Source organism: Pseudomonas sp. MPC6 (genome assembly GCF_006094435.1).
Taxonomy (GTDB): domain Bacteria; phylum Pseudomonadota; class Gammaproteobacteria; order Pseudomonadales; family Pseudomonadaceae; genus Aquipseudomonas.
The window spans coordinates 1,983,361-2,006,624 of the sequence record NZ_CP034783.1 but is presented as its reverse complement, the minus strand read 5'-3'; the positions used below and the strand labels follow the sequence as shown (position 1 = coordinate 2,006,624).

Annotated in this window: 18 protein-coding genes; 12 read left to right on the top strand and 6 right to left on the bottom strand. The window is 53.2% G+C overall.

All coding sequences use genetic code 11. From position 1 onward, the window contains the following. Positions 1–196: 196 nt before the first annotated feature. The 11 genes from ELQ88_RS11440 (at position 197) to ELQ88_RS11390 (ending at position 12,836) form a co-directional block, all read left to right on the top strand. Complete coding sequence (locus ELQ88_RS11440) at positions 197–1,594, top strand: hypothetical protein (protein ID WP_138965110.1); 1,398 nt, start codon at positions 197–199, stop codon at positions 1,592–1,594. Continuing rightward, a complete protein-coding gene (locus tag ELQ88_RS11435) occupies positions 1,591–2,817 on the top strand; it encodes a polysaccharide pyruvyl transferase family protein (protein ID WP_138965108.1) in 1,227 nt (408 codons plus the stop codon). Before ELQ88_RS11440 ends, ELQ88_RS11435 begins: the two co-directional genes overlap by 4 nt. Continuing rightward, complete coding sequence (locus tag ELQ88_RS11430; RefSeq protein ID WP_138965106.1) at positions 2,810–3,823, top strand: nitroreductase family protein; 1,014 nt, start codon at positions 2,810–2,812, stop codon at positions 3,821–3,823. The genes ELQ88_RS11435 and ELQ88_RS11430 overlap by 8 nt, the downstream gene beginning before the upstream one ends. Beyond that, the gene (locus ELQ88_RS11425; protein WP_138965104.1) at positions 3,823–4,842 is read left to right on the top strand and encodes a lysylphosphatidylglycerol synthase transmembrane domain-containing protein; all 1,020 of its coding nucleotides are present in this window, start codon (positions 3,823–3,825) and stop codon (positions 4,840–4,842) included. The genes ELQ88_RS11430 and ELQ88_RS11425 overlap by 1 nt, the downstream gene beginning before the upstream one ends. Further along, complete coding sequence (locus ELQ88_RS11420) at positions 4,839–5,582, top strand: WecB/TagA/CpsF family glycosyltransferase (protein ID WP_138965102.1); 744 nt, start codon at positions 4,839–4,841, stop codon at positions 5,580–5,582. The genes ELQ88_RS11425 and ELQ88_RS11420 overlap by 4 nt, the downstream gene beginning before the upstream one ends. Positions 5,583–7,410: 1,828 nt before the next feature. Further along, complete coding sequence (locus tag ELQ88_RS11415) at positions 7,411–7,710, top strand: hypothetical protein (protein ID WP_138965100.1); 300 nt, start codon at positions 7,411–7,413, stop codon at positions 7,708–7,710. Between the two features lie 87 nt (positions 7,711–7,797). Beyond that, a complete protein-coding gene (locus tag ELQ88_RS11410; protein ID WP_138965098.1) occupies positions 7,798–8,904 on the top strand; it encodes a polysaccharide biosynthesis/export family protein in 1,107 nt (368 codons plus the stop codon). 14 nt (positions 8,905–8,918) lie between these two features. Next, entirely contained in the window at positions 8,919–9,578 is a 660-nt protein-coding gene (locus tag ELQ88_RS11405) for a YjbF family lipoprotein (protein WP_138965096.1), read from the top strand. A 74-nt stretch (positions 9,579–9,652) separates the two neighbouring features. Then, positions 9,653–10,348, top strand: a complete 696-nt coding sequence (locus ELQ88_RS11400) for a capsule biosynthesis GfcC family protein (RefSeq protein ID WP_228761595.1) — start codon at positions 9,653–9,655, stop codon at positions 10,346–10,348. Beyond that, positions 10,345–12,444 (top strand): YjbH domain-containing protein, encoded by a 2,100-nt coding sequence (locus ELQ88_RS11395; protein ID WP_138965088.1) that lies wholly within the window; start codon positions 10,345–10,347, stop codon positions 12,442–12,444. Before ELQ88_RS11400 ends, ELQ88_RS11395 begins: the two co-directional genes overlap by 4 nt. Then, a complete protein-coding gene (locus tag ELQ88_RS11390) occupies positions 12,441–12,836 on the top strand; it encodes a VanZ family protein (protein WP_138965086.1) in 396 nt (131 codons plus the stop codon). The genes ELQ88_RS11395 and ELQ88_RS11390 overlap by 4 nt, the downstream gene beginning before the upstream one ends. Before the next feature lie 566 nt (positions 12,837–13,402). On the opposite strand, the gene ELQ88_RS11385 is transcribed toward ELQ88_RS11390, so the two are convergent. Beyond that, complete coding sequence (locus tag ELQ88_RS11385) at positions 13,403–15,592, bottom strand: hypothetical protein (RefSeq protein ID WP_138965084.1); 2,190 nt, start codon at positions 15,590–15,592, stop codon at positions 13,403–13,405. A 422-nt stretch (positions 15,593–16,014) separates the two neighbouring features. Between ELQ88_RS11385 and galU the strand changes: the two genes are divergently transcribed. Beyond that, positions 16,015–16,854 (top strand): UTP--glucose-1-phosphate uridylyltransferase GalU, encoded by an 840-nt coding sequence (gene galU / locus ELQ88_RS11380; protein ID WP_138965082.1) that lies wholly within the window; start codon positions 16,015–16,017, stop codon positions 16,852–16,854. 211 nt (positions 16,855–17,065) lie between these two features. On the opposite strand, the gene ELQ88_RS11375 is transcribed toward galU, so the two are convergent. The 5 genes from ELQ88_RS11375 to ELQ88_RS11355 form a co-directional block, all read right to left on the bottom strand. Then, entirely contained in the window at positions 17,066–17,446 is a 381-nt protein-coding gene (locus ELQ88_RS11375) for a hypothetical protein (RefSeq protein ID WP_138965080.1), read from the bottom strand. Positions 17,447–17,483: 37 nt separating this feature from the next. Further along, positions 17,484–17,702, bottom strand: a complete 219-nt coding sequence (locus ELQ88_RS11370; RefSeq protein WP_152038657.1) for a hypothetical protein — start codon at positions 17,700–17,702, stop codon at positions 17,484–17,486. After that, a complete protein-coding gene (locus ELQ88_RS11365) occupies positions 17,699–21,064 on the bottom strand; it encodes an ImcF-related family protein (protein ID WP_138965078.1) in 3,366 nt (1,121 codons plus the stop codon). The genes ELQ88_RS11370 and ELQ88_RS11365 overlap by 4 nt, the downstream gene beginning before the upstream one ends. Positions 21,065–21,073: 9 nt before the next feature. Then, positions 21,074–22,186 carry a hypothetical protein gene (locus ELQ88_RS11360; RefSeq protein ID WP_346342816.1) on the bottom strand — a complete coding sequence of 371 codons (1,113 nt, stop codon included), beginning with the start codon at positions 22,184–22,186 and terminating at the stop codon, positions 21,074–21,076. 433 nt (positions 22,187–22,619) lie between these two features. Then, positions 22,620–23,264 (bottom strand): hypothetical protein, encoded by a 645-nt coding sequence (locus ELQ88_RS11355; RefSeq protein WP_138965074.1) that lies wholly within the window; start codon positions 23,262–23,264, stop codon positions 22,620–22,622.

Here is a 23,264-nt window from a genome sequence, read left to right as displayed (position 1 = left end):
CACGATAACAAGAAACCACTTTTCCTTATTATTTCCTAACTAGCAACTTTCCGAGTCAAAAACAACAACCTGAAGCACAGGTGAAAATTAGGAAATTAATTTGCAAACAGGGCACTAGCTACGCAATACGATCCAAAGCAAAATTATAGAAGTGAAAGCTTCGCAGTCAGAATACAGCCCCACGAGCCCGCCCATTATGGTTTCAAAAAACTACACAAGAACCCTAATAAACGCACTAACCCTACTCCTAATGTGTTTAATTCCAGGGATTTTTGGCGCGTTCGGAAACAGCATAATATACACCCTAATCCCAATCGCAGTTATTACTATGACTGTAGTATCCAACCGCGACCACGGGACTGAAAAAGTAATAGAAAGCTGTTTCGCAATACTAATCGCGTATTACTTAATAGGGTTTTATTCTTTCACAATAACCCCTCAAATTTCAGAAATCACCCATAGCGCTATTAGAACATCCTTGGCACTAACAAAAAATACTGCGATATGCGTTTTACTATCGATAACACTGATCTCCCTAACACTTAAGGATAAAGAATTTCCATTTAGCATGTTGATATTCTGTGCTTGCGTTATTATCGGAACAATTACACCAGTACAACACAGCGGAGCTAAATTTCAATATCTGGCCAACAGCTTCATACCTTTAGTACTTTCATTACTGATCCTATATAGACTTTCAACCAATAAAAGTAGTCTAAAAATCAACAGTACTCCTTGGCTCGTATTACTCGCATTATCAGTTCCAATTGGAGCACTCATTAGCCTAATACTAATGCCTCCCGAGTACTATCAGGACCAACAAGGTGCGAAAGGCTTTGAGCTTATTGCGGGCTACCCTCGCATCTGGTGGACCCCAATCGGGGATCACTTCATTTTGAGATTTCCAGGGACATCTGAAGACCCCATACTTTTTGGCTACATAGCTGCATCAATCGCACTCGCTCTGTACTCAGAGAGTAAATACATAAAATTCTTCATCGCTATGGCAATAACCATTATAAGCCTATCTAAAGGCGCCATTATTTGGCTTGCAGGATCAATTCTTATATCTGCAGTTTCATCCAGAGTAACTCAGCGAAACTTGGTTTACATCCTTAGCGTAATAGCTCTTATCACACTTTATTTAAAAGGCGCGTCAGACTTAAATACTAGCGCGAACGTTCACATTCTAGGATTATTTGGACCAATAGAAACGGCTTTAACGAACCGCGACTTGAGCAGTCTTATAGGACACGGAATAGGATCTAGTGGGAATATATTAAAGTCATATCTTCTCGGTGACATAAGCCAAGATGACTGGCTAGGTGGTGGCGCCGAAAGCAGCTTAGGCTTGCTGGTTTATCAGATCGGACTAATTGGCGTGGCAGCATTTTTTGCTTCCATAATAAAGATTTTCACTAACATAAAATCACCAATTGCAAAATCAGCCTGGCTGATTTATTGGACTAACGCAATGTTGCAGGAGAATCTAATCAATCTAAACTACATAATCCTTCTAACATTTGTAGTAGCTACAATAGAATCAAATCACCAAAAGAAAATCCACCACATTAGCGGCCATACCTCACAATGAAAATATCCATTACCAATCTTACCGGAACAAGAAATCGCGGCTGCGAAGCATTAGTAAGCTCAACAATCTTTGGTATTCAAGAACTAATCCCAAGCGCAAAATTTTCCCTCCACACAAATGACCCATCGTTTGACCAATGGAGATACAACGGAATAGTAGAGAAGGTCTATCTTTCATCCATTATCAAAACACCCAACCACACCAAAAGCCAATTCTTGAACAAGATTGGTTATAAGGCAATCGCACTTGCCGAAAAACTCGCCCCAGAAAAGATAAGAGGAACTTATGTAAAGAGTCTTTCCACTATTAAAAGCTCCGACTTAGTGGTATGCACCGGCGGGGACATCTTCACTTCGGATTATCACAACCTCAGAAAACACTTGTCCTATCCATTGATTGCAAGAAAAAAATCCGTATTTCTTTGCAGCCATACAATTGGGCCTTTTACAAAACCTGATGAAGATTATTTCCTTCGCTCCTTGCAGAACATAGCAGCAATCAGCGTGCGCGAAACTGAATCATACGAATATTTGAAGTCAATTGACATACAGACCGACCTACATCTCGTGGCCGATGTCGCTTTTACACTTCCCACACAAGGCAGGAGTGAGGCAAACGACTACCTAAACGATAACTTCGGTATGTCATTTACCACTCCAACTGTCGCGATCTCAGTAAGCCAAGGCATAATCAAATACTCCGGACTTGACAAGTCATCCTACTACAAATGTTTTGCCGAACTCATTGATCACCTCACCAATCTAAACAAGCAAGTTATACTTATTGCCCATGTAATCGAAACCAACCCAAGTAATAATGACGTAATCGCCTGCATGGAGGTAATGAAGTTAGTTAAAAATAAGAAAAATGTCCGAGTAATAAGCGGAGAACCTAATGCGGTAGAACTCAAAGGCCTGATTGGGCAATGTGAATGCCTGATTGGAACAAGAACACACGCCACGATTGCTTCTTTATCGCAAGGCATTCCCACAGTAAGTATCGCATACAGCCGGAAAGCCCACGGAATCATGCGCGATATTTACGGGGTAGAACAGGGTAAAGAACTAACTATAGATGCCAAGAAAATAACCACTGCAAACATGATTGAAGCTTACGAAAACTCAGTTTCTAAAACAATAAACCAAGATAAAATAAACGAACTAAAGAAACTTTCAAAAATGAATTTCTCCATCGCTAAAGAAATAACAGAAAAAAATGGATAAAATCAAAGAAAAACTCAGCCCGGAACTGAAATGGAAATTAAAGTCAACAATTTCCCTATTTAGTACTCCCCTAAATTACGTCTACGACTTTACACGTTACATTAGATACTGCGCATCAGGCGACATATACAAAAATAGAAAATCTTTAGAATCATTTATACTCAAGGAGTACCATCGCTTAGAGAAGGGTCTATCACTGAGCGAACCAAAGTTAAACTTTGGCGAGAGCGTTATCAAGAACCTTTACCACTTGGTCAATGCTCACATTGCTAAACACGGTGGATCCCCTATTATTGCGCAGGCGCTGAATACACTAGATGCGTACCATGATTTCCATCAAAAGCAAAATTCAAGTTGTATTGTTAATAAAGAAGAGAACTCTCGATTACGCAACCTTATCTCTAGCGGAAAAAGATACGATACTGGTGGTGGAACTTTAACAATAAGTAAAAATTCCATACTTGAGGAATCAAGTAAGTCATTTGCTTCTTTAGTAAAATCCAGACACAGTGTGCGCCAATTTGAAAACACCCAAGTCTGTGAAACACAAATAGCAAAAGCCGTCGAGATTTCTCTTAAAACCCCCTCCGTATGTAATAGACAAAGCACAAAAATATATTCATTTTCAAAGAAAGAGGACAAAGAAAAAATTCTCTCTCTGCAAAATGGAAACAAAGGATTCGGGCACCAGGCAAGCCACGTTCTAATTGTTACTTCCAATTTAAACTGTTTTGAAGGCGCAGCGGAGCGAAACCAGTGTTACGTTGACGGTGGGCTTATGGCAATGACACTATGCTATTCACTGCATTCAATCGGGCTGGCCACTTGTTTCTTAAATTGGTCTGCCACGAAAGCTCGTGATAAAGCACTACATATATCTGCAAAAATACCAGACAACGAAGTAATTATCACATTGATGGCCGTTGGCAGCATGCCTGATGATCTCATCGTAGCCGAATCGCCCCGAAGAAGCATTGACGAAGTATTGGTGAGCACACAAACATAATGAAACTAAACAAAATCACCATTTTGAAAATAGCAGCGACCGGGGTGGTCATCGCACTAATTTCATCAATTATTGACACCCAAGAACTTATAGTCGCATTCAAGAGCATTTCACCAACTTACTACATCCTCGCCCTAGTACTAAACATCATCGGATCAGTGATACTGAATTCGGCACAAATCCATGAAGAACTAAGACACTCAAGAAATAGCGCTCAACAATTTTTTCGAAAAATACTAACAATCGACTTCCAAGTAAGGTTTTATGCATTATTTCTTCCACTGGCGCTAACCTCCGCCATACGCTGGAGGAAATATAAAGCCATAGGAGTAGACAGCATAACATCTGCTGGAAGCATGCTAATCAACAAATTCCAGCAACTTTCCATAATATTTTTGGTATCTTTTGTCTGCCTCGCCCTGTACGACGAGGGAGTCATTACCGACAACACCGCCACGATACTATCAATTTCGTGCGCAATATTATTTGGGCTCTCGCTATCGATTTGTATAATTCTGCTAAAGAAACACGATTCAAGAGCGATCCGATTATTTATCCGCTGGACCATCACATCACTACCTTTATCCAAAAAAAGAAAGACCAAACTTTTTAGGAATATCACAAAGAAAATTATAATCTCATCAAAAGCAGCGTCACCAGTTGAGTCTTATGAACTAAAATTAATTAAGCTTTCACTCTGGTCGCTTGCGTCGTTTTCAACCGCCGCCATAAGTCAATACTTAGTAATATCATCTTTATCGGTTCATATTGATTTGAGCGATGCCTTCTTCGTTAGAGCCATTACTTTTCTCACTATGATGATTCCATTTTCTATTGCTGGAATTGGCTTTAGGGAAATCGGAACCATCGGGGCACTCTCAATATATGGCGTCCCTCCAGAAATCGGTTTAGTATCGGGCATTATTCTTTTTAGCTTCCAAGTAATAATTTCCCTTATTGGCGGACTACTTGAACTCAAGTTCCACTTTATTCCTCCCTCAACAGAATCAGCAAAATGAATGACACAGTCGAGCTTTTTGGGATACCCATACTAAATTCAACCCGCACACAAGCAGTTGAAAAAATCGACAAATTATTTAAACACAAACAACAAACCAAAATTGCATTCGCCAATGCAAATCTTATAAATATCTGCCACAATAAACCTTCACTAAAATACGAACTCAATAATTTTCTCTTACTTAATGACGGTACAGGCCTAGACATAGCAAAAAAAATTAATTATGGCAGTGCATTTCTGGAAAACCTAAATGGGACCGACTTCATCCCTTTCTACCTTGAGGCAACAGACTACAAATTGCGAATTTTCCTGTACGGAGCATCAGAGACGTCCGTGGAAAAAACTAAAGAATTTATTAATTCCAAATACGCAGAAAAACATATAATAGTTGGCCAAATTCACGGATACACAAACAAAACAGATTCAGATATCGTTAACGAAATAAATCATGTCTCGCCTGACTTAATATTGGTTGCCTTAGGTAATCCGATACAAGAAACCTGGATAGCACGCAATTTGGAAAAAACAAACGCCACATTAGCATTTGGCGTTGGCGCCTTATTTGACTTCATGAGTGGCGAGACAAATAGAGCACCCGAAGTACTCAGAAAAATCAAATCCGAATGGATCTACAGGCTATACAAAGAGCCTCGCCGGCTATTTAAACGCTACATAATTGGAAACCCTCTTTTTATATACAGAGCCATATCAGAGAAATACCAAAAAGCAACAAAATAATCATCAAACACCTACTGACAAACAAATCGCTTTGGTATTAACGAATCAGCTCGTAAATTTTCATTCATCTGAGCTAAAGACCTACCACGATCCACGAGTGGCAGGCTTCGTTGATTATGGCATTTGCTTACTCTCGGCTACAAAAGCCATGCCGTACAGTTTGGTTACTGAGCTTGTTCAAAACATTGGACACCAAAACACTCCCAAGGGAACGCGAAATAACCTTTGTTTTCAAGTGCGCCATACCCCCCTCTTCCCGATAGATGGGCGTTATCTTTACCGTAATATCTGTGGTGTGAAGTTCCATGATAACCAGACTTAAAAGTCTTCGACTGAATTGGCTTGTGGTTGCATCACAGATCGAGGCGCAGTTACGTATAAGCTTCCTGGCCGGTGACTTGGGTGTTTCGCCCAAGCTATAGATCTGAGCGCTGGCCGTAGCGACCGGGGCATTTCGCTGAACGGCCAATTTTAGCTCCTTTAACAAAAGGCTTTACCGCTCGGTCTGCTCTGTTATCGATGTCAGGTAGCCGCGATAATCGGTGAGGTGTAGCGGCATCTCCTGCGCTCGGCTAGTGTTGCAGTCAAATAGGACGACTGGCGCTTAGGCCTCCGCCTTGGGCCCACATCCAGGACTGGTTGGCTGGATCTCGATCCGACTCTTTCAGAACTTTCGTCCACGTTTCATAACGGTGGATAGCCGGGGTTTCCAGCAACCGGCCGCGCATCAAATTCAGCGGCAATAGCTGGTGCTCTCCGCATCGGGCACCCAGCACATCAGGGGCTGGTATGGGGAAATCGACCCCGTGGAGATTGAGTACCGTTTCAAAATGCTGCAACAATAAGCCATCGTGTTTCCAGGTTAGCCGCATCATTATGCTTGAGCGGGCCATGCTCTTTTGGATCGGTTGAGCACGCTTGTCGCCGGTGACCGGTGCGGTGTCAAAACAACGGCAGACTTAGACTATGCGAATATGTTGATCTGCATCGGCACAATCTACAGCTGTTAACTGTTTTCTTCGCCGATGCTGTGTTTGCGTCGCCCACAAATGCAAGTCAATTCCCAGCACCGCAACGTTTTTTGTAACGTCGAACAGCACCAAAACCGGCTCATCCGTCTGCTTGGATTTGCGACCGTACAAAAGGTCGCGTGGCAACGTGAACTGTTCCTTCAAAGTCGACAACCTGGACTTAATAGACCCGTTCCTTTTCCTGCGGGGCGACTGGACTCCTCAAGCAGTATCTGCTTGAGCAAAACAGGGTCAGGAAGGTCATAGGATGCGAAATTCATGCCGAACTGTGCTCAACTACGCGACAAAACGCGGCGCCAAGAACTGACGCAGCCGATCGCGCCATAAGGCAATACCGTCGAGCAAACAATTAAATTCTAAAACGTCAACACGATGGCATTGTCGATGAGATCAGGCGATGTTTTGAAACGCTCCAACTCGGGCGCTTTAGCCGAAGGCAGAAGTAGGTGAGCTCCCAATGCAAAATCTTCACACGGTTTGCGGGGACACCACCTTGATGTCCAGTTCAACGCATCATGGTTACGGGCTCCTTAAAAGATCGGTAGCACAGCATCAGGCCTCCACTGAGAGCTTTGAATGTGGGGCGCGGCCACTCCCAAATCCCACTCTCAATCTTTAAATTCGAGGCATGATTAGTGGGCTAATCGCACATAGGTCCACCCAATCCAGCATACCAAGGTGAGCGAACTGATCTCAAAAAGCCCTAAACCAGCAGCACTAGCTTGCAATACATACACTTACTGCAATACCCTTAACCCTAATACCCCCCAGGGACTATCCTTTCAAGGAGCATGATCATGAAAAAGCTACTGGCCTTGGCCCTCATTACCTCCATCAGTCTGCCTTTGATGGCGGCTGAAACAGCGCCTGCAAAAGCTCCTAGCACAACCGCAACTGCGCCTGGGGCGACCTCGGGCCTGTCCCTGTCGACACCAATCGCAGGTGCCGTAACAGTTGGCACTGGTTTGGCCATTGGCGCGGGTCTTGTCGCTATCGGCGTCGCTGCTTCCAACAGCAGTGGGGGTGGCGGTAACGACGGTACCCCGGGTACTACCGGCACCACTGGCACCACTGGCACAACTGGCACCACCCGGTAATAGTTCTCCGCTTAAAGTTCGATACGCTAACCTCCCAGCCATGCTGGGAGGTTTTGTTTTGCCTATTCCCTTCGAGCAATTTCGACAATGAATCGCGCGCTTCCCTTGGCCATGCTGGTTGGCCTGACCCTGCAAGGCTGCATTTTCTCCCCTGGTCAGCACATGGACACAGGCAATCTGGTACGTGAAGGTTCACCCGAAAGCAGCCGGATCGAACTGGTGCCGATTACACCTAAGCTGGTGGCAATCGAAGCGGCCGCTGACCATTCGAACGTAGTTGCCCCAGAACTGATGAGCTACCAGCCCGCTGAGTATCGTATTGGTGCAGGCGACTTGGTTTACATTACTGTCTGGGACCACCCGGAGCTGACAGCGCCTTCCGGCCCACAGCAGCAAATCGAAGCCAACGGTCGTCTGGTTCGTCCCGATGGCACGCTCTTTTATCCGTACGTAGGAACGATCGCTGCTGCTGGCAAAACCATTGAAGATCTTCGTTCCATTATTGCTTCACGCTTGGCCAAGGTTATCGCTGAACCTCAGGTAGATGTAAGTATGCTGCGCTTCGTCAGCCAGAAGGTTGTTCTCTCTGGCGCGTTTGGCAAGACTGGCCAGTTACCTATCACCAATGCACCTCTGAGTCTTCTGGATGCGGTGGGCCAGGGTTCGGTACAGGTCGGCACTGCCGATATTTCCGGCCTGGTACTTAAGCGCGACGGTCGTGAGTATGTCATCGATCTCGACTCGCTCAATCGCAAGAACTCGAACCTGCACAATCTGTACCTGAAGGACGGAGACCAACTGCACCTGCCATACAACGACCAGAAAAAGGTCTATGTGTTGGGTGAAGTTGTCGCGACACGCGCCCTGATATTCAAGGGCAGCAACATGAACCTCACCGATGCCCTCGGCAGTGTTGGCGGTTTGCGCCAGGAAACCTCCAGCGGCAAAGAGGTATATGTAATCCGCGGAGTAGAGAATCTGGCGGATGAACCAGTCAAGGTTTTCCAAATCGATCTAAAGTCGCCTTCAGCGTTTGCCCTTGCCCAGCACTTCAAGTTGCAGCCGCAGGATGTGGTTTATGTAGGCCCGGCCGATGTCACCCGCTGGAATCGCTTTATCAGCCAGGTATTCCCTACGGCTAACCTGCTGGGTGTTGGTGCCGGTATTCAAGACGACTTGGGCAACGCCAACTAAGAACTGGAATTCTTGTGAAATTTCTGCGACTGGCCACCCTATCGGTGGCCTCCTTGCTGGTGAGCGCCTGCAACCCGTTGATGACCGCTTCGATGGATACGCTCAAGGCCGCTTTCGAAGGACCTGAGCCCTTGGAACTCACCCGCCAACAAGTGGATGCGACTCCGTACTACCAGATCACCATTGCAGCACCTACGGGTGAAGCCGTGATGGCGTTGGTGCGTCTGCAGGATGGCGTTGGATTCTGGATGGCCTCGAGTCGCCAGATCCTGATGCTTGAGGATGGCTTGGCCATCCGCAGTGTCGGTTTCAACGACAACCTGGATGGCACCCGCTTTGAGGGTGAGTCCCCCTTCAAGACGGGTCTGCACCGGATTGCCGATGGACTGCAAACCCGTCGCCAGGTGGACTTCACCGATGGTTATCGGATGGGCGTGATCCTCACCAGCCGCTTCAAGAAAAAAGGCCTGGAAACCGTACATATCCTCGACCGCGACGTGGAGTTATTGCGCGTGGACGAAGAGATCGCAATGGACGGTCTGGGCTTTACCGCGCGGAACCAATATTGGGTCGACCCTGCCGACGGCTTCATCATGGCCAGTGTCCAGCACCTGACCCCCGAGTTGCCCCTACGCATTGTTCAAGTGCGCCCGAATAAGCCGGTAGTTCAATGATTCTTCGTTCCTCCTGGTTGCTTTGCTGCAGCCTGTTCATGACGTTTGCCGTAAATGCCGAATCGCAGGTAACCGTGCAAGGCGATGCCGCCAAACCCGGGAGTTATTCGTTCCAGGAAGGCACTCGCCTGCATGATGTTTTGCTGCCGGCCCAGGTCAATCCGAAGGCTTACCTGCTCGGTGCTGCGTGGCTGCATGTCCCGCTGCGCAATGCGCAGGAGCGCCTCAAGTTAGGCGTACTCTTTGATCTTGCAACCGTACGCAGCAACGCGCTGCAGGATGACGAGACCGAGCTGGCCGCACTCGCCGCGCGCATCAGCGACAAGGTGCAAGCCATGCCGGTCACTGGCCGCAGGGTGGCTCAGCTTGATCCGGTGCGGGTTGAACTGAACCGTGGGGACAATCCCTACCTGAGCAATGGTGATGTGCTGCTGTACCCTCCCCGTCCTACAACGGTAAAGGTTGTGGGCGCGGTGCTGGGCGAATGCGAGTTGGCGTACCAGCCTTTGCAGCCGGCCATTGGCTATCTGAAAAGCTGTCCGCGTGATCCTGGCGCTGACGCTGATCAGCTCTTTATCGTCCAGCCGGATGGGCGCGTTTTCCAGCAAGGTATCGCACTCTGGAACGAAACCAAATCCGCACCGCCCGCGCCGGGAGCACGCATTTATGTGCCGCTGCGCAGTAACGCCAAGGGCGATCCCACGCCTGATCTGAATACTGAACTGGCCGCTTTCATCGCCACCCAGCCGCTGCTGGAGGTGAAGCCATGAAGTATCACTTGATCCCTTACCTGTTGATCGGTTGCAGCTCTTGGGCAATAGCCGAGCCGCGCTATACCCAGAGTGACTTTGGTGGCGTAGGTCTGTTGCAAACACCTAGCGCGCGCATGGCACCAGCAGGTGAGTTGTCTCTGACTGCCAGCCGTACTGATCCCTACAGTCGCTACAGCGTTTCGTTTCAGCCCTTTGACTGGTTTGAGGGAGCCTTCCGCTATACCTCAATCAGTAACCGCAACTATGGCCCGGAATCCTTCAGTGGCGATCAAAGCTATAAGGACAAGGCAATTGACGCCAAAGTGCGCCTGCTGGAGGAGAGCCATTGGATTCCGCAGGTCGCAGTGGGAGCACGAGACATTGGCGGTACTGGCCTGTTCTCGAGTGAATTTTTTGTTGGCAACAAACGATTAGGCAACTTCGATCTCAGTCTCGGTCTGGCATGGGGCTATATCGGTAACCGTGGTGATATCAGCAACCCCTTAGGTCTGGTGGATGACAAATTTAAAGACCGGCCAGCGCCCGACAATAATGTTGAAAACGCGGGTAGCTTCAATGGAAATAGCTACTTCCGAGGCTCCCCTTCCTTCTTCGGTGGCGTGACCTACCAGACCCCTTGGGATCCTCTGTCACTGAAGCTTGAGTACGAAGGCAACGACTACCAGCACGAGCCGCAGAGCAACAACCAAGTCCAGGACTCCCCAATCAACCTCGGCTTGGTTTTCAAAGCCAACGACACGGTCGACCTCCACGCAGCCTGGGAACGCGGTAACACCGCAATGTTCGGCATCACCCTGCACACCAACTTTGCCACCCGTAAAGCACCAACCAAAAGCTTCGACCCGAAGCCCGAACCCGTACCGGATGTCAAACCAACAACCGCGCCTACCGACGTGCAATGGGCCGGTGTCGCCAAGCGTTTGCAGAACAACGCAGGTTATACCGTCTCGCGCATCACCCAACGTGATTCGGAGCTGATCGTCTACGGTGAACAGGGCCGCTATTTCCATACCCCGAAAGCCGTCGGCCGTGCTTCGCGAGTTCTCGATAATAGCGTCAGCGACAAGATCGACTGGTTCACCCTGGTCGACACGCGCTACAGCCTGCCGGTCCAGGAAGTCAGCCTGCCCCGGGATACTTTCCGTGAAGTGGTCCAGGAAGACCGGCCGGTGGAAGACCTGCGCCGGGTCACCGAGCAAAATGTTCCCGTGCCGCATCAGGAAAAGACCCTGTTCGCGCAGAAGCCGGATCCGTTCACCTATGGCCTGGGCCTGGGCTACAAGCAGAACGTAGGTGGCCCCGACAGCTTCCTGTTGTATCAGTTCAGTGCGGACCTTAGCGCCGAGTATCGGTTCCAGCCTGATTTGTGGTGGAGCGGCACCCTGAGTGCAAACCTGGCGAACAACTATGACAAGTTTAAGTACGACGCCCCCAGCGGTCTGCCGCGTGTGCGTACGGATCTGCGTCAATACATGACGACGTCGGACGTCACGATGCCGACCTTCCAGATGAACAAGGTCAAACAGCTAGACCAGGACCTGTATGGCATGCTCTACGGCGGTTATCTTGAGTCGATGTACGCCGGTGTCGGCGGTGAAGCCCTGTATCGTCCAATGGGCGAGCGCTGGGCCGTAGGCGTGGATATGAACTGGGTCAAGCAGCGCGATTTCGATCAAGGCTTCGGACTGCGTGATTACAGCACGATCACCGGTAATGCCACGCTCTACTACCGCAGTTCGTTCCAGGACATCCTCGGCGCACTCAGTGTCGGGCGCTACCTGGCTAAGGATCTGGGGGTTACCCTGGACCTGTCCCGTGAGTTCAGCAATGGCGTGCGGTTCGGTGGTTGGATGACGGTCACCAACGCGACTAAGGATGAATACGGCGAGGGTAGTTTCGGTAAGGGCATTTACTTCTCGATTCCGTTCGATGAGTTGATGTCCAGTTCCACCACCCGCCGGGCCTCACTGGCCTGGTCACCGCTGACCCGAGACGGTGGCGCTGCCCTGGCCCGCAGCTACTCGCTGTACTCGCTGACAGAGCGGCGCAACATCGACCTCTTCCACAATAACTTCTACAAGGTCACCGAATGAAGCAGCGGATTCTGCGTGCCCTACCCAAGCTGGCGTTTTTCGTGATCCTGCTGGTGCTGTGTTTCGCCGGCATGCGCGGCGAGCCGGTGCCGCAGATGTTCGAAAACCAGGACAAGCTGCATCACTGGGCGGGGTTCTTTTGTCTGACCGTGAGCACCTTTTTGGCGTTCCCCCGGACTCGGCTGATCTGGTTACTGCTTTTGCCGTTGGCGGGTTCGATGCTGATCGAGCTGGAGCAGAGCTTGCTGCCACTGCGTACTGCGTCCTTGGGTGACATGGTGGCTAATGCGCTTGGGGTTTTGTGCGGGTTAGTAATTGTTCTGGTTTGGCGTGGATATCAGGACAGGAAGCTTAAGAAATCGTTGCTGTTGACGTTGGAATGCGTTGACTGATCAGGTCAATTTGATAATAGGCGAGGCCTCCGCGAGCCGACTTCGGATAGTCGACTCCTAACTTGGCCAGGATTCGGTTTAACACCGTGAACGATATCCCGGTCATCTCGATGACCTGTTTGCGTATAAGACCAATTTTCTTGATAGACTTTATATGCTCAGCATCGGCGTCTTTGGCAATCCACGGAGCCTCCCAGTGTCAGGGTGATTTTCCCGTACGCTAACTTTCGCCTACCGGCGGGGCATGCCCTTATCGATCCGCACTACACTCTCCCCCCTGCTCAGCAAAACCGTGCGTGGGCCCTTATGAGACGACATCAGTGTCATCGCACTGGTCGGCAACGTGTTCGGCGTCGCCACGTACATGGACATCGGTGTCGTACTGCTGAACGTCGGATTCTCGCTGGTTTCGGTCTGGGGCAGGGCCTCCCGTGGCAGATCGCGCTGGTCATCGGCGTGGTGGTCCTAATAATCGCGGCCACCACGTTTGGTATCTACCGTGGTATCCGCTGTACCGCCGAACCGAACCTCTGAAGCGCCATGGCGATATTGAATGCCATATCGGCCTATGCCTGCGCTCCAACTATGGTGCCGTCTGTGCCGCTCGTGGGTTCCCCGTTCTTAATGCGCAGCCGCCCCGAACTATCAATCCACAAGTAGTAGTTCCCCAGCTTGAGAGGTGGCTGTAACCAGTCTGCGGAAGCCGACCCATATTGCGTGCCGGCTGTGTTAACCACGACCTCCCCCACCTTCGTGTTAGCTCGCCAGAACTCTTGTATTGCGCCATTATCGCCGTTTCTCTGGAGCTGGGCGGCCGCAGCACCGTTTCGAGAGGCTTTGATTTCACCGAGCGAGTCAACACTAACTCCCGCCGTTGAGGTACTGTCAAAGGAGAGTGCGCTGGATATGCCGTGCCAAGTTTGCGAATTAAATATGTGCTTGTTTACGGAGCCATTACACGCAATCCAAGCAGCTTTGGCGTAGTTGTTCGTAATAGATACGTTTCCCTCGAATGAGCATCCGCTGAAGGTAACCTCACCAGCCGGAACAATTGCGCCGAAAAGTACAGCTTGGGTTTGATTGCCGCGAAAATGCGACCCGATGAAATCCACTTGGAAGGTGTTCGGGGAAACCAAATCGACGCCGACGGCATTGTTCGTGAGTAAGGTCCTGCCAATATTTCCGAAGAATCCGCCTATTGCTTTGAGGTCGCGTACCGCACCGACCTGCAAGTTTCGGCCCACCTTCATGCCGGTGGTACCTCCGTTGTTAAAACTAATGCAATCAGTCAGTCGATTATGCTGCGCCAGATCTTCGGAGCCAAAACCACCAATGATGAAGCCGTGGCCACAGTTACGGTCAGCGTGGCAGTTGATAAGGTCGTAATAGTTACCCTCGATTGAGTATCCCCCCCCTATCAGGTTACCGATACCGTCGTTCTGACCGCACGCCACCGTATGCATGTGTAGGAACGTGGCAGATCCGCCTTGCAGGCGAGCGCCGAACAGCTTGCAGTCCTCTAGCAGCGCTTGCCCCAGCCAGGTATCGAAGCAGTATCGGTTTTCCCAAATACCGTTTTCGCCGCAGAACTTCGCCTCGAAGTTGGTGATCATCGATTCTGCAATTGACGCAGCACTATTACCTTGCAGATAAAGACCCGTACCGCCGACCTGGTACACCTGTACATTGTCCAGCATCAACTTCCATACCTTGGCTTTACTTGAAACCGATGTTTTTGCGTGTATGGCATGGCCAGTCGTGTATGTCCCCTTACTGTTCCCTTGAGGATAAATCATTATGTCGCGAAGCCCTGCGCGACTGATCCCCGTACCGCCAACGTAATCGACCCAGACTCGGACACAGTCGTAGTCACCCAACGGGCGTAGGCGGCTCGCCGCACTCCCGGCACCTTGGAGCACAGTTTTGTCCCGTAAGTAAACCGGACCGCCGAGTCCGTACTCTCCCAATGGGAAATATATCGTATTCACGGCGTCAATGGCCGCTTGAACCGCTGGCCGCCAGTCCCATGTACCCGTGTCTTTGGGATTCGGCTTGCTTACAATTAAGCTAGCAAACTCCCAAATATTGACCGGTAGCGCATCGAGCATGCCGCCTACAGTAACAATAGGGCTGGCAATCCGCTTACGTACCCACCCGCTCAGGTCGGCGCCGTTCGCGGAATCGTGAGATTCTGCGAGCGCGGCCAAATTCTGCCGCAGCGAGTCATCCCCGATTAACTTTAGCTTTGCCTCATCAACCGCCCACCTGCTCGTAGTGAGTGGAATGCAGGAGCTACGTGCCCGGTATTCGTTACCAAGGTATGAAATGGTCTTCGTCATGCGGTCCAGCAGAATGCCGAAGGCGTAAGGGATGGGCGGCTCGTAACCGCTGGCGTCCATAAATGTGTTGAACTTGACTTCGCGGTTAACCTGATCGAAATCAAATTCAGATTCGCGCTGAGTCTGGACCGCATCGAACTCCGACTCGCGACGTATCTGATCGGCATTGTGCTCAACCTCCATCCCCTTCCACGACTTACGTGGCACGCCTCTTCGGTCGAGGTATGAGGCATCTTCACCGTTAACCAGATAATCCAAATTCCGTGCATTATCGGACAAATCTTTCGGGGAAGTAGAGCCAGTTACGTTGCCAGTGTTGTAGGCCACGGTTGTGTTGCTCGCAGAGTACGCCAGCGGCGCCGCAAAGGAGGCGGTACCGAGAGCGCTGATTTTTAACAATTGCCGGCGATTTACCATGACGACTTATCCTAAAAACGGGAACGGCCGGGAGTATACCGGTGATGATGTAAAGTGTTCGTGAATGTCAAGGCGAACCATCACTGGGCGCTTATTCGTCGAAGTAGCAAGGCAACTCGTGGTTCATGACCCCGTCGAAGATGTCGGACATGAGGACGTACTCCGGCGTGATCAGCACCCACTCTGCATCCACAACAGGTCATTTGACCAATCCAAGTTTTACCATGAATCACCATTGACTCACGCCCACCAAAGTCGTGCCGCTGTAGATATCGGCGAATCGGTCCGAAGAAAAAACTTAACGTCACGTCCAGGATTAGTTGACCGCTACGGTCAGTTAGTCAGCATCGGGCGTTGTAAGAAGTCCTCTGCCTGATTAGACTGCGCCGAAAATATGGATGCACCACCAATCAAGGACTCACATGATCAAAAAATGCCTGTTCCCAGCAGCCGGTTACGGCACTCGCTTCCTCCCAGCGACCAAAGCCATGCCCAAAGAAATGCTGCCGGTGGTAAACAAGCCACTGATCCAGTACGGCGTCGAAGAAGCACTGGACGCCGGGTTGACCGAAATCTCCATCGTCACCGGTCGCGGCAAGCGCGCCCTGGAAGACCACTTCGACATCAGCTACGAGCTGGAAAACCAGATCAAGGGCACCGACAAGGAAAAATACCTGGTCGGCATCCGCAAGCTGCTCGACAACTGCTCGTTCTCCTACACGCGCCAGACCGAAATGAAAGGCCTGGGCCACGCGATCCTGACCGGCCGCCCACTGATCGGCGACGAAGCTTTTGCCGTGGTCCTGGCCGATGACTTGTGCGTTAACCTCGAAGGCGACGGCGTACTGACCCAGATGGTCAAGCTGTACAAGCAGTTCCGCTGCTCGATCGTCGCCATCCAGGAAGTCGATCCGCAGGAAACCCACAAGTACGGCGTGATCGCCGGCGAAATGATCCGCGACGACATCTACCGCGTGCACAGCATGGTCGAGAAGCCAAAGCCGGAAGACGCGCCGTCGAACCTGGCGATCATCGGTCGCTACATCCTGACCCCGGACATCTTCGACCTGCTCGAAGATACGGAACCAGGCAAGGGCGGCGAAATCCAGATCACCGACGCCCTGATGAAGCAGGCGCAAAACGGCTGCGTGATGGCCTACAAGTTCAAGGGCAAGCGTTTCGACTGCGGTGGCGCCGAAGGCTACATCGACGCGACCAACTTCTGCTTCGAGAACTTCTACAAGACTGGCAAGGCTTACTGATAGATCCTGAGCTGCTTGTGTTGAAAAGCCACCTTTGCTGGTGGCTTTTTTATGGGCAGAATTGAAGGGTCGCGGTAGGAACAGCAGTCACCTGCCCCCCGCACAGATCCGTAAGCGCTCCATAAACCCCACCACCTGCACCTGAAGCGCCGACTCAAGGATGCTGAGCTCCCATTTCTGGCTCGGATCGACCGATCCGCCGGACGGTCTGTTAGTCGTTACGTGCCTGTTCAAGCCGCTTATCCAGCTCGCTTGGCGGCAAGTTCGGCGTCGAGTGAAGCGTCAGCCAGACGGCCCGCAGAATGTTGATCGCGGCCATGTTCAGGTGTTGTTCGGCGGCGTGCAGGGCCAGTTCGGCTGCCAGGCGCTTGTCGGCAGCACTGAGGTGCGCCGTTTTGTGGGTCATGTCCGCATCGACGTTGGCCAACAGCCCCTGGAGTTCCTGCACAGCCTGATCCGATGCCTGACGCATGTCCGCCAGCAGGCGGCTGACTTCGGCAGGCGTCATGGCCAAGGCGCGGACGCTGCGAAAAGTCAGGCGGGCGGGCAAGGTGGCCAAACTGAAACCCGTCGAAATTAGCTTGCCAATCATGCGAACAACTCCTGTAAACGAGTGTTTCAGCAGCGTATCAGAGTAAATCGCAAAAAAAATGTCTGCTCATCGCTTGCCCGAAGCGTGGCGTCAGCACCTTGTGCGGTTGATTGCCCCTGAGGTCGATTCCCTCCAGTAGGAGGTTCAACTCCCGCACCGTCAGCTCGATGGCTTCGTCATCCGCATCCGGCTTGGTCTTGGTGCCGGGATTTGTAGTGGGCAACGGTGACTTGCAGGTTTTCTGGCGGACATTCATTTGCTCCTCCTCTTTTGCGCCTTGAGGACCGCCTCATCGTTTTCACTGAGAAAGATCTGCTGGGGCAAGGTGAACCCCCGCAACTTGAGCAGCGCCAACGGCCCCGCGCCCAGCTCCGTGCGCAGGTTCCAGGTCAGTTCCAGGCCGTCCGGGGCCTTGAGCTGCAGGCGGTGCAGGCTGTCGCTGTCGTTCAGCGGGGTGACCCGGGCTTTTTCCAGCAGGCGGATCAACCCCCAGGTGCCTTCGTAATCTCCGAACAGCCGTTCGTTGGCCTGCACGCTGGTCCAGGTCAGGCTGGTGCCCGGGTGGCTGCTGAAGCCGGGCCAGCTGAAACGCTGCCAGCTTTCCTTCTGGTTGAAGTACTCGTGTTTCTCGCCATTGAGCACGAAGGTGGTTTGCACCACGTCGCGCACCGGTTTGCCGCGCAGTTCGAAACTCAGGCCCATGCCGCCGTCGGTGTAGAGCACGTCGGCCAGGTGGCTGAGCTGATTGACCGCCGTGAGGAACTGCGGGTTGAAACGCAAGCCCTGGCTGTGCCGGGAATCGGCCACCCAGCGGCTGCCTTCCTTGCGCAAGACGCCGCCCAGTTGCTGCTGCAGAAACTGGTCGATGCGCCCGGAATCGGCGCGGATCATCTGTCCCAGCATCGGCAAGGAGGCGTCACTGGCGGTGGCAGCAAAGGGGTAGCGGCCGGCGAACGCGCCGTGCCAGTCGCTGACGATCGCGCGTTGCCACTGGCGGTTGAGCCCGGCCGCCGAGGGTTGCAGCACCCGTTGCCAGGCCTGGTCCAGCGGCTGCACCAACAGCGTCTCGCCGACCTGGCCCCACTCGGCGCCGAGGCTGGCGGCGAGCAGGCTGCCGTAGGATTGGGTGTCGGTGAGGTCGACGTTCTTGCCCTGGAACACGCTCTGCGCCAGGGCCTGGGTCATGGCCTGCGGGTCGGGTGCGTTGTGCACTTGCTGCAGTTTCAGGCGCACCCGGGTGACGCGGTTGAGGAAGGCCTGCAGGCTCAAGCGGTCGCTGTCGCCGCTGCCTTCCGCGTCCTTGCCCAGCAGCGCCAGCAACGGGCCGAAGGTGGCGTCCAGCGGGCCAGTCGGTCCCTGCAGCTGCTGGTCGATCGCCGGCACCGGGGCCTGGCCGACCAGCTTCTGCGCGGACTGCATCAGCGACTCGGCCAACGCCTGGCCGCGCACGCCGGCCTGGCCCTGGTAGGCCAGGGTGTTCATCAGCGCGATCAAGGGCGACTGGCGCACGTCGCTCATCAGCGTCAACTGGTCGATCACCTCGCCGAGGCTATCGGCCGGCTGCCAACGCAGACGGTTGAGAAAATCCAGCCAGGCGCTGGCGTAGTCCTCGAAGTAGCGTTCCGTCAGGCGCGCCCGCAGCACATCCGGGGTCAGCTCGGCATCGAGCTCGCCGGGGTGGTCGCTGAGCACCCAGTCGATTTCTTCGCGCCGCGCTTCGGCGACGGCCGCGATGGCCTGGCGCACCTGGCCTTCCCAGGCCTGGCGGGTGAACACGCCGGGGACGCTGGCCTTGCTGGTGAACAGCGCGCCGGCCTCGGTGTCGCCGACCATCTGCGCCAGGCTCAAGTCCGGGGTGTGATTGGCGGCCGCGTCGAGCACCTGCTGGTACAGGCTGGTTTCGGCATTGCGCTGGCCCAGCTGGCCGAGCAGCACTTGCCGGGCCTGGGCGACCAGCTTCGGGTCGGCCTGGATGCGCCACTCGGGGTGCGCCGCCAGGTGCTCGGCGTAGAACTGCCACAGGCTTGGTGACAGGCCTTGCCACACACCCGGGGATATTCCGGCGCGGGTCGGTTCGGCTTCTTGCAGGACCTTGGCCAGGAACGCCGCGTCGGTTTTTTCCGGGTGCGCCAGCATCAGGTAGGCCTTGAGCTGGTCGTAGGCGGCCCGGGCCCGTTGGGCGCGTTCAGGGCTGCCCGGGGGCAGCTTGATCAGGGCGTTGAGTTTGGCCTTAAGGTTGGACGCGGCCGGGTCGCGCAGCAGGCGGGTGTTGGCCTCGACATAGCGTGGCCACAGGGCCTCGAGCAAGTTCTGGTTCTGGTTCAGGCCGAAGCGCTGGTACCAGGGGGCGCCGTGTTCGGCGCGGTAGTCCAGGCGCGCCAGTTCGCGCATCAGGTCGTTCAGGGCCAGCAGTTGCGCGTCGCCCTGCCCGGCTTGTTCGAGCGATGCCAGCGCGCTTTGCACCTGCGCGATCTGGGTGCGGTTGGTGGCGAAGGACAGTAGCAGGCCGGCGCCCCACACCAGCGCCAGGCCCATGACCACCGCCGAAACAATGCGCACGGGGTGTCGGCCCAAACGGCGACTGTGCACGGCCTTGTCGTCGAGCACGCCCTGCCAGGCCGGGTCGATGGGCCAATGGTGCGCAGGGTGATCCTCGTGTGCAGGCAATGGCAGGCTGAACCATAGCCCGCGCAACGGCAGACCCCGGGCGAACTCGCCGAACAAGGGCGCGAGCGCCTGACGCCAGCGGGCAATGCCCTCGACCTGCAGATCGTGCGACAGGCGCAGCAGGAAGTCGTGCTTCATGTCGCATTGCATTTGCGCCCAGCCTGATTCGCGCAAGGGCACGATCATGTTGTCCAGGCAGGTTTCCAGGGCCACGGCGGTGGCGCGTGCGGGTAGCAGGCAGCCGACTGCTTGAGACTCGCGAGCGGGCTGCGGCCACTCACTGGCGCAGACTTGCCACAGGTACAGCGGCAACTGCCACTGCAGGTGGCGGGCCAGGGTTTGCAGGTAGCGCACGCCGGCGCCCATCGCGGCGGTGTCGCTGGACTGCTCTTTGTTCAGGGCCCAGATGACGCCGTCGAGTCCGCGCCAGCGGTTGAGGCTGCGGTACTGTGCAATGGGCGCATCTTCCGCATTGCCTTGGACGCTGCCGCCCCAGATCAGGACGGTGTCCTGGCCTTCTTGCCAGTTTTCTTGGGTCAGGCCCGGGGCGATGGCCTGGATCTGGTCAGGTTCGCCGATGACTAGCAGCAGGCGAATTTTACGACGCCAGAAGGGGCCGTGCTGATTGCGCAAATACGCTTGCACGAGGTCGGTCGGTTGCGTCCGAGTCTCAGTGGAGGCAGGTTGAGGAGGCTGGACAACATCATCCGCGTCGAGCCGGTTAAAAGCCGATTGCCCTAGCTGAAGTCCCAGCAGTCGATACCCTGCCAGAAGCCCCGCGACGACCAACGTCGCGGCCGATATCACCCAAAGCCAGATCGTCTGCCGGTCACTGCCGGCCGCAAGACCCAGCGACTCGGGATCATGCCAAACCAGCACGCTCAAGATCACACCGGTCAGCAACAGCAAGCCAACCAGCCCCCCCATTCCTACAGAGTGGCGAAACTGCATTCGAAATTCCTATTTAGAAAGTGCTGACACAGGCATCAAGACCGTGCCCCAGAGTCCGGCCGTGGCAGGGCCACCACCACTGAAGATGAATTGCGCTCCAGCACCGCGCTCAATCGTCTGCGTCGCGGCCGCGATGGCCAGCCAAGGGGATGCTTTCCCGGGATGCCCCAGCAACGCATCGAGGTTGCAAGGCGCCTGCTTGCCCAACAGGGGTTCTTTAGCCAACACGGTCGCGATGGCCGCATGACGTTGTGGGTCGATACCCACCCGCCAGGTCTTCTCGATTGACTTCGCTTCAAGCGGCACCCAATCGAGGGCTTGACGCGTGGCATAGAGCAGATCGGCGTCGGTAGGCTGGCGCTCCTGCTCAGGACGGTGCAGGTAGGCGATCGGCGCCAAGGTGGTTTGCGTCAGACGATTGCCGAACAACACACCGACGGCGACTTCTGCCGTGCCCTCGGGCTGTTCCGGTGCAAGCTGTACGGCCAGCACCAGCAGCAAGGCCTGGTCGCCGATGCGCTGGTCGAGCCATTGGTCCAGCGCGGCCAGTCCATTGCCTTCGACGGGTACTGTCAATTGGCGGATGCCGGACTCGCCCCATGCCTTTCGCCACACTCGACGCCACTGGTCCTCAGACAAACCGCTATCGACTTCCAGTAACAGGGCGAGCGGCGCGCTATCAGGCAATCGCGCCAGGGTTGGCGCCAAATCGGCGAGCACCTGTGCAAGTATTCGCAGCAGTGTCCGTTTGAGGTCTGCGTCCGTACCCGCTGACAGGCGACTATGACTAAAAGTAGTCAGGTCCAACCTCGACGGCTGAGATTTCAGGGCTATGGTTGCGCTCAGCAAGGCATCCAGTTGTGCGGCCGGCGGCTCCCCTGGCGCTCGAAGCGCGGTATACCAGCTCACACCCAACACTTGCTGCGAGCGTCGACCCTGTCGAATTTTGCGGATCAGGACTTCTTCCCGCGCTTCATCCCAACCATCGGCAGCAGCGTGTTCGCCCATATGAAACAGCATTCGCCCAAAACCCAGCACGCACCAACTCAGGATCGGTACGCCTAAGGCCAGGCCCCAGAATTCATCAGGTTTCTGGTGCAACGTTTCGTCGCCGAACAGCAAGGTCTCTCCGACTCCCAACAACAAACCCGACAGCAGCAAGCCGAGCCACAACCAGATACGAGGCCGTGCAGGACGTGGCGCGAGAGGTGGAACTTTATCCAGTCTGACGGGCATGACTAACGCGCTCTCGTTTCAGATAGGGGTGAAATCAATGCGCAACTGCTGATACCGGGATTTACGACTTTCATTACAACTGAGCATGGGAAAACGGCCTCCTCACCGGTAGTTTTGTCACAAACACTAATTATACTTTTCATGCCTTATTCCTACTCAGCCACGTTTTTAACCACACTGAATTCCTAGAGTTAACATTCGAAACTCGCCTTCACCCTTAAAACCTTTTCATCGAGACGGCACGGGATATCGACTATGGTTTTTTGCGCACCTCGCCCTAAAACAGCCTCCCCACCGACAACTAAAATCCGGACGAAAACTAATGACTCTTCATTTTTCGCTCCAAGAGTTCGCGCTGAGCGCTATCGAACTTTAAGAGCTTACTATTCAAAATAGTGCGATAGACATCCGCATTATCAGCATCGGGCGGATCGCAGACCAAAAGATTTTCAACGGATGAAATAGGAGAGTCTGTGAATTTCAGCCGCCCCTCCAAATAATCTTTTGCTCCCTGAATCTCTGTGACCAAACTAAAATTAGGATAGATCGGATTGTCCCACAGCCCTCCCCTCGTAAATGTCCCGCCGCAGAACTCACCAGTTTCTCTAGCCACAATGCAGCCACTGCGAACTTCGACCAATTCACAATAAGCAACCTCGTGGTGCATCACCGAGCCGTCTGGAGTTCCCGCTTCACCTGATTCAACCTGAGTCAAGAAGACGAAGTGACCATTTGGCGACACAAGCGGCGGATCAGTTCGCTCGAACGCTCCGCCACGTTCATTGCCCCCACCAAGAGTTCGTACAACTTTTCCATCGCTCAGTATGGTCAGCGTGCGATATCGCTCACCAACTGGGTCACCATATCGAATGTCCAAAATGCGCGTTGATTTTTCTTCTTCAACGGATCCAGTTGATGCGTTTCCATAACTACCAGAACCGAACACGATTATTGGTAGGATCAA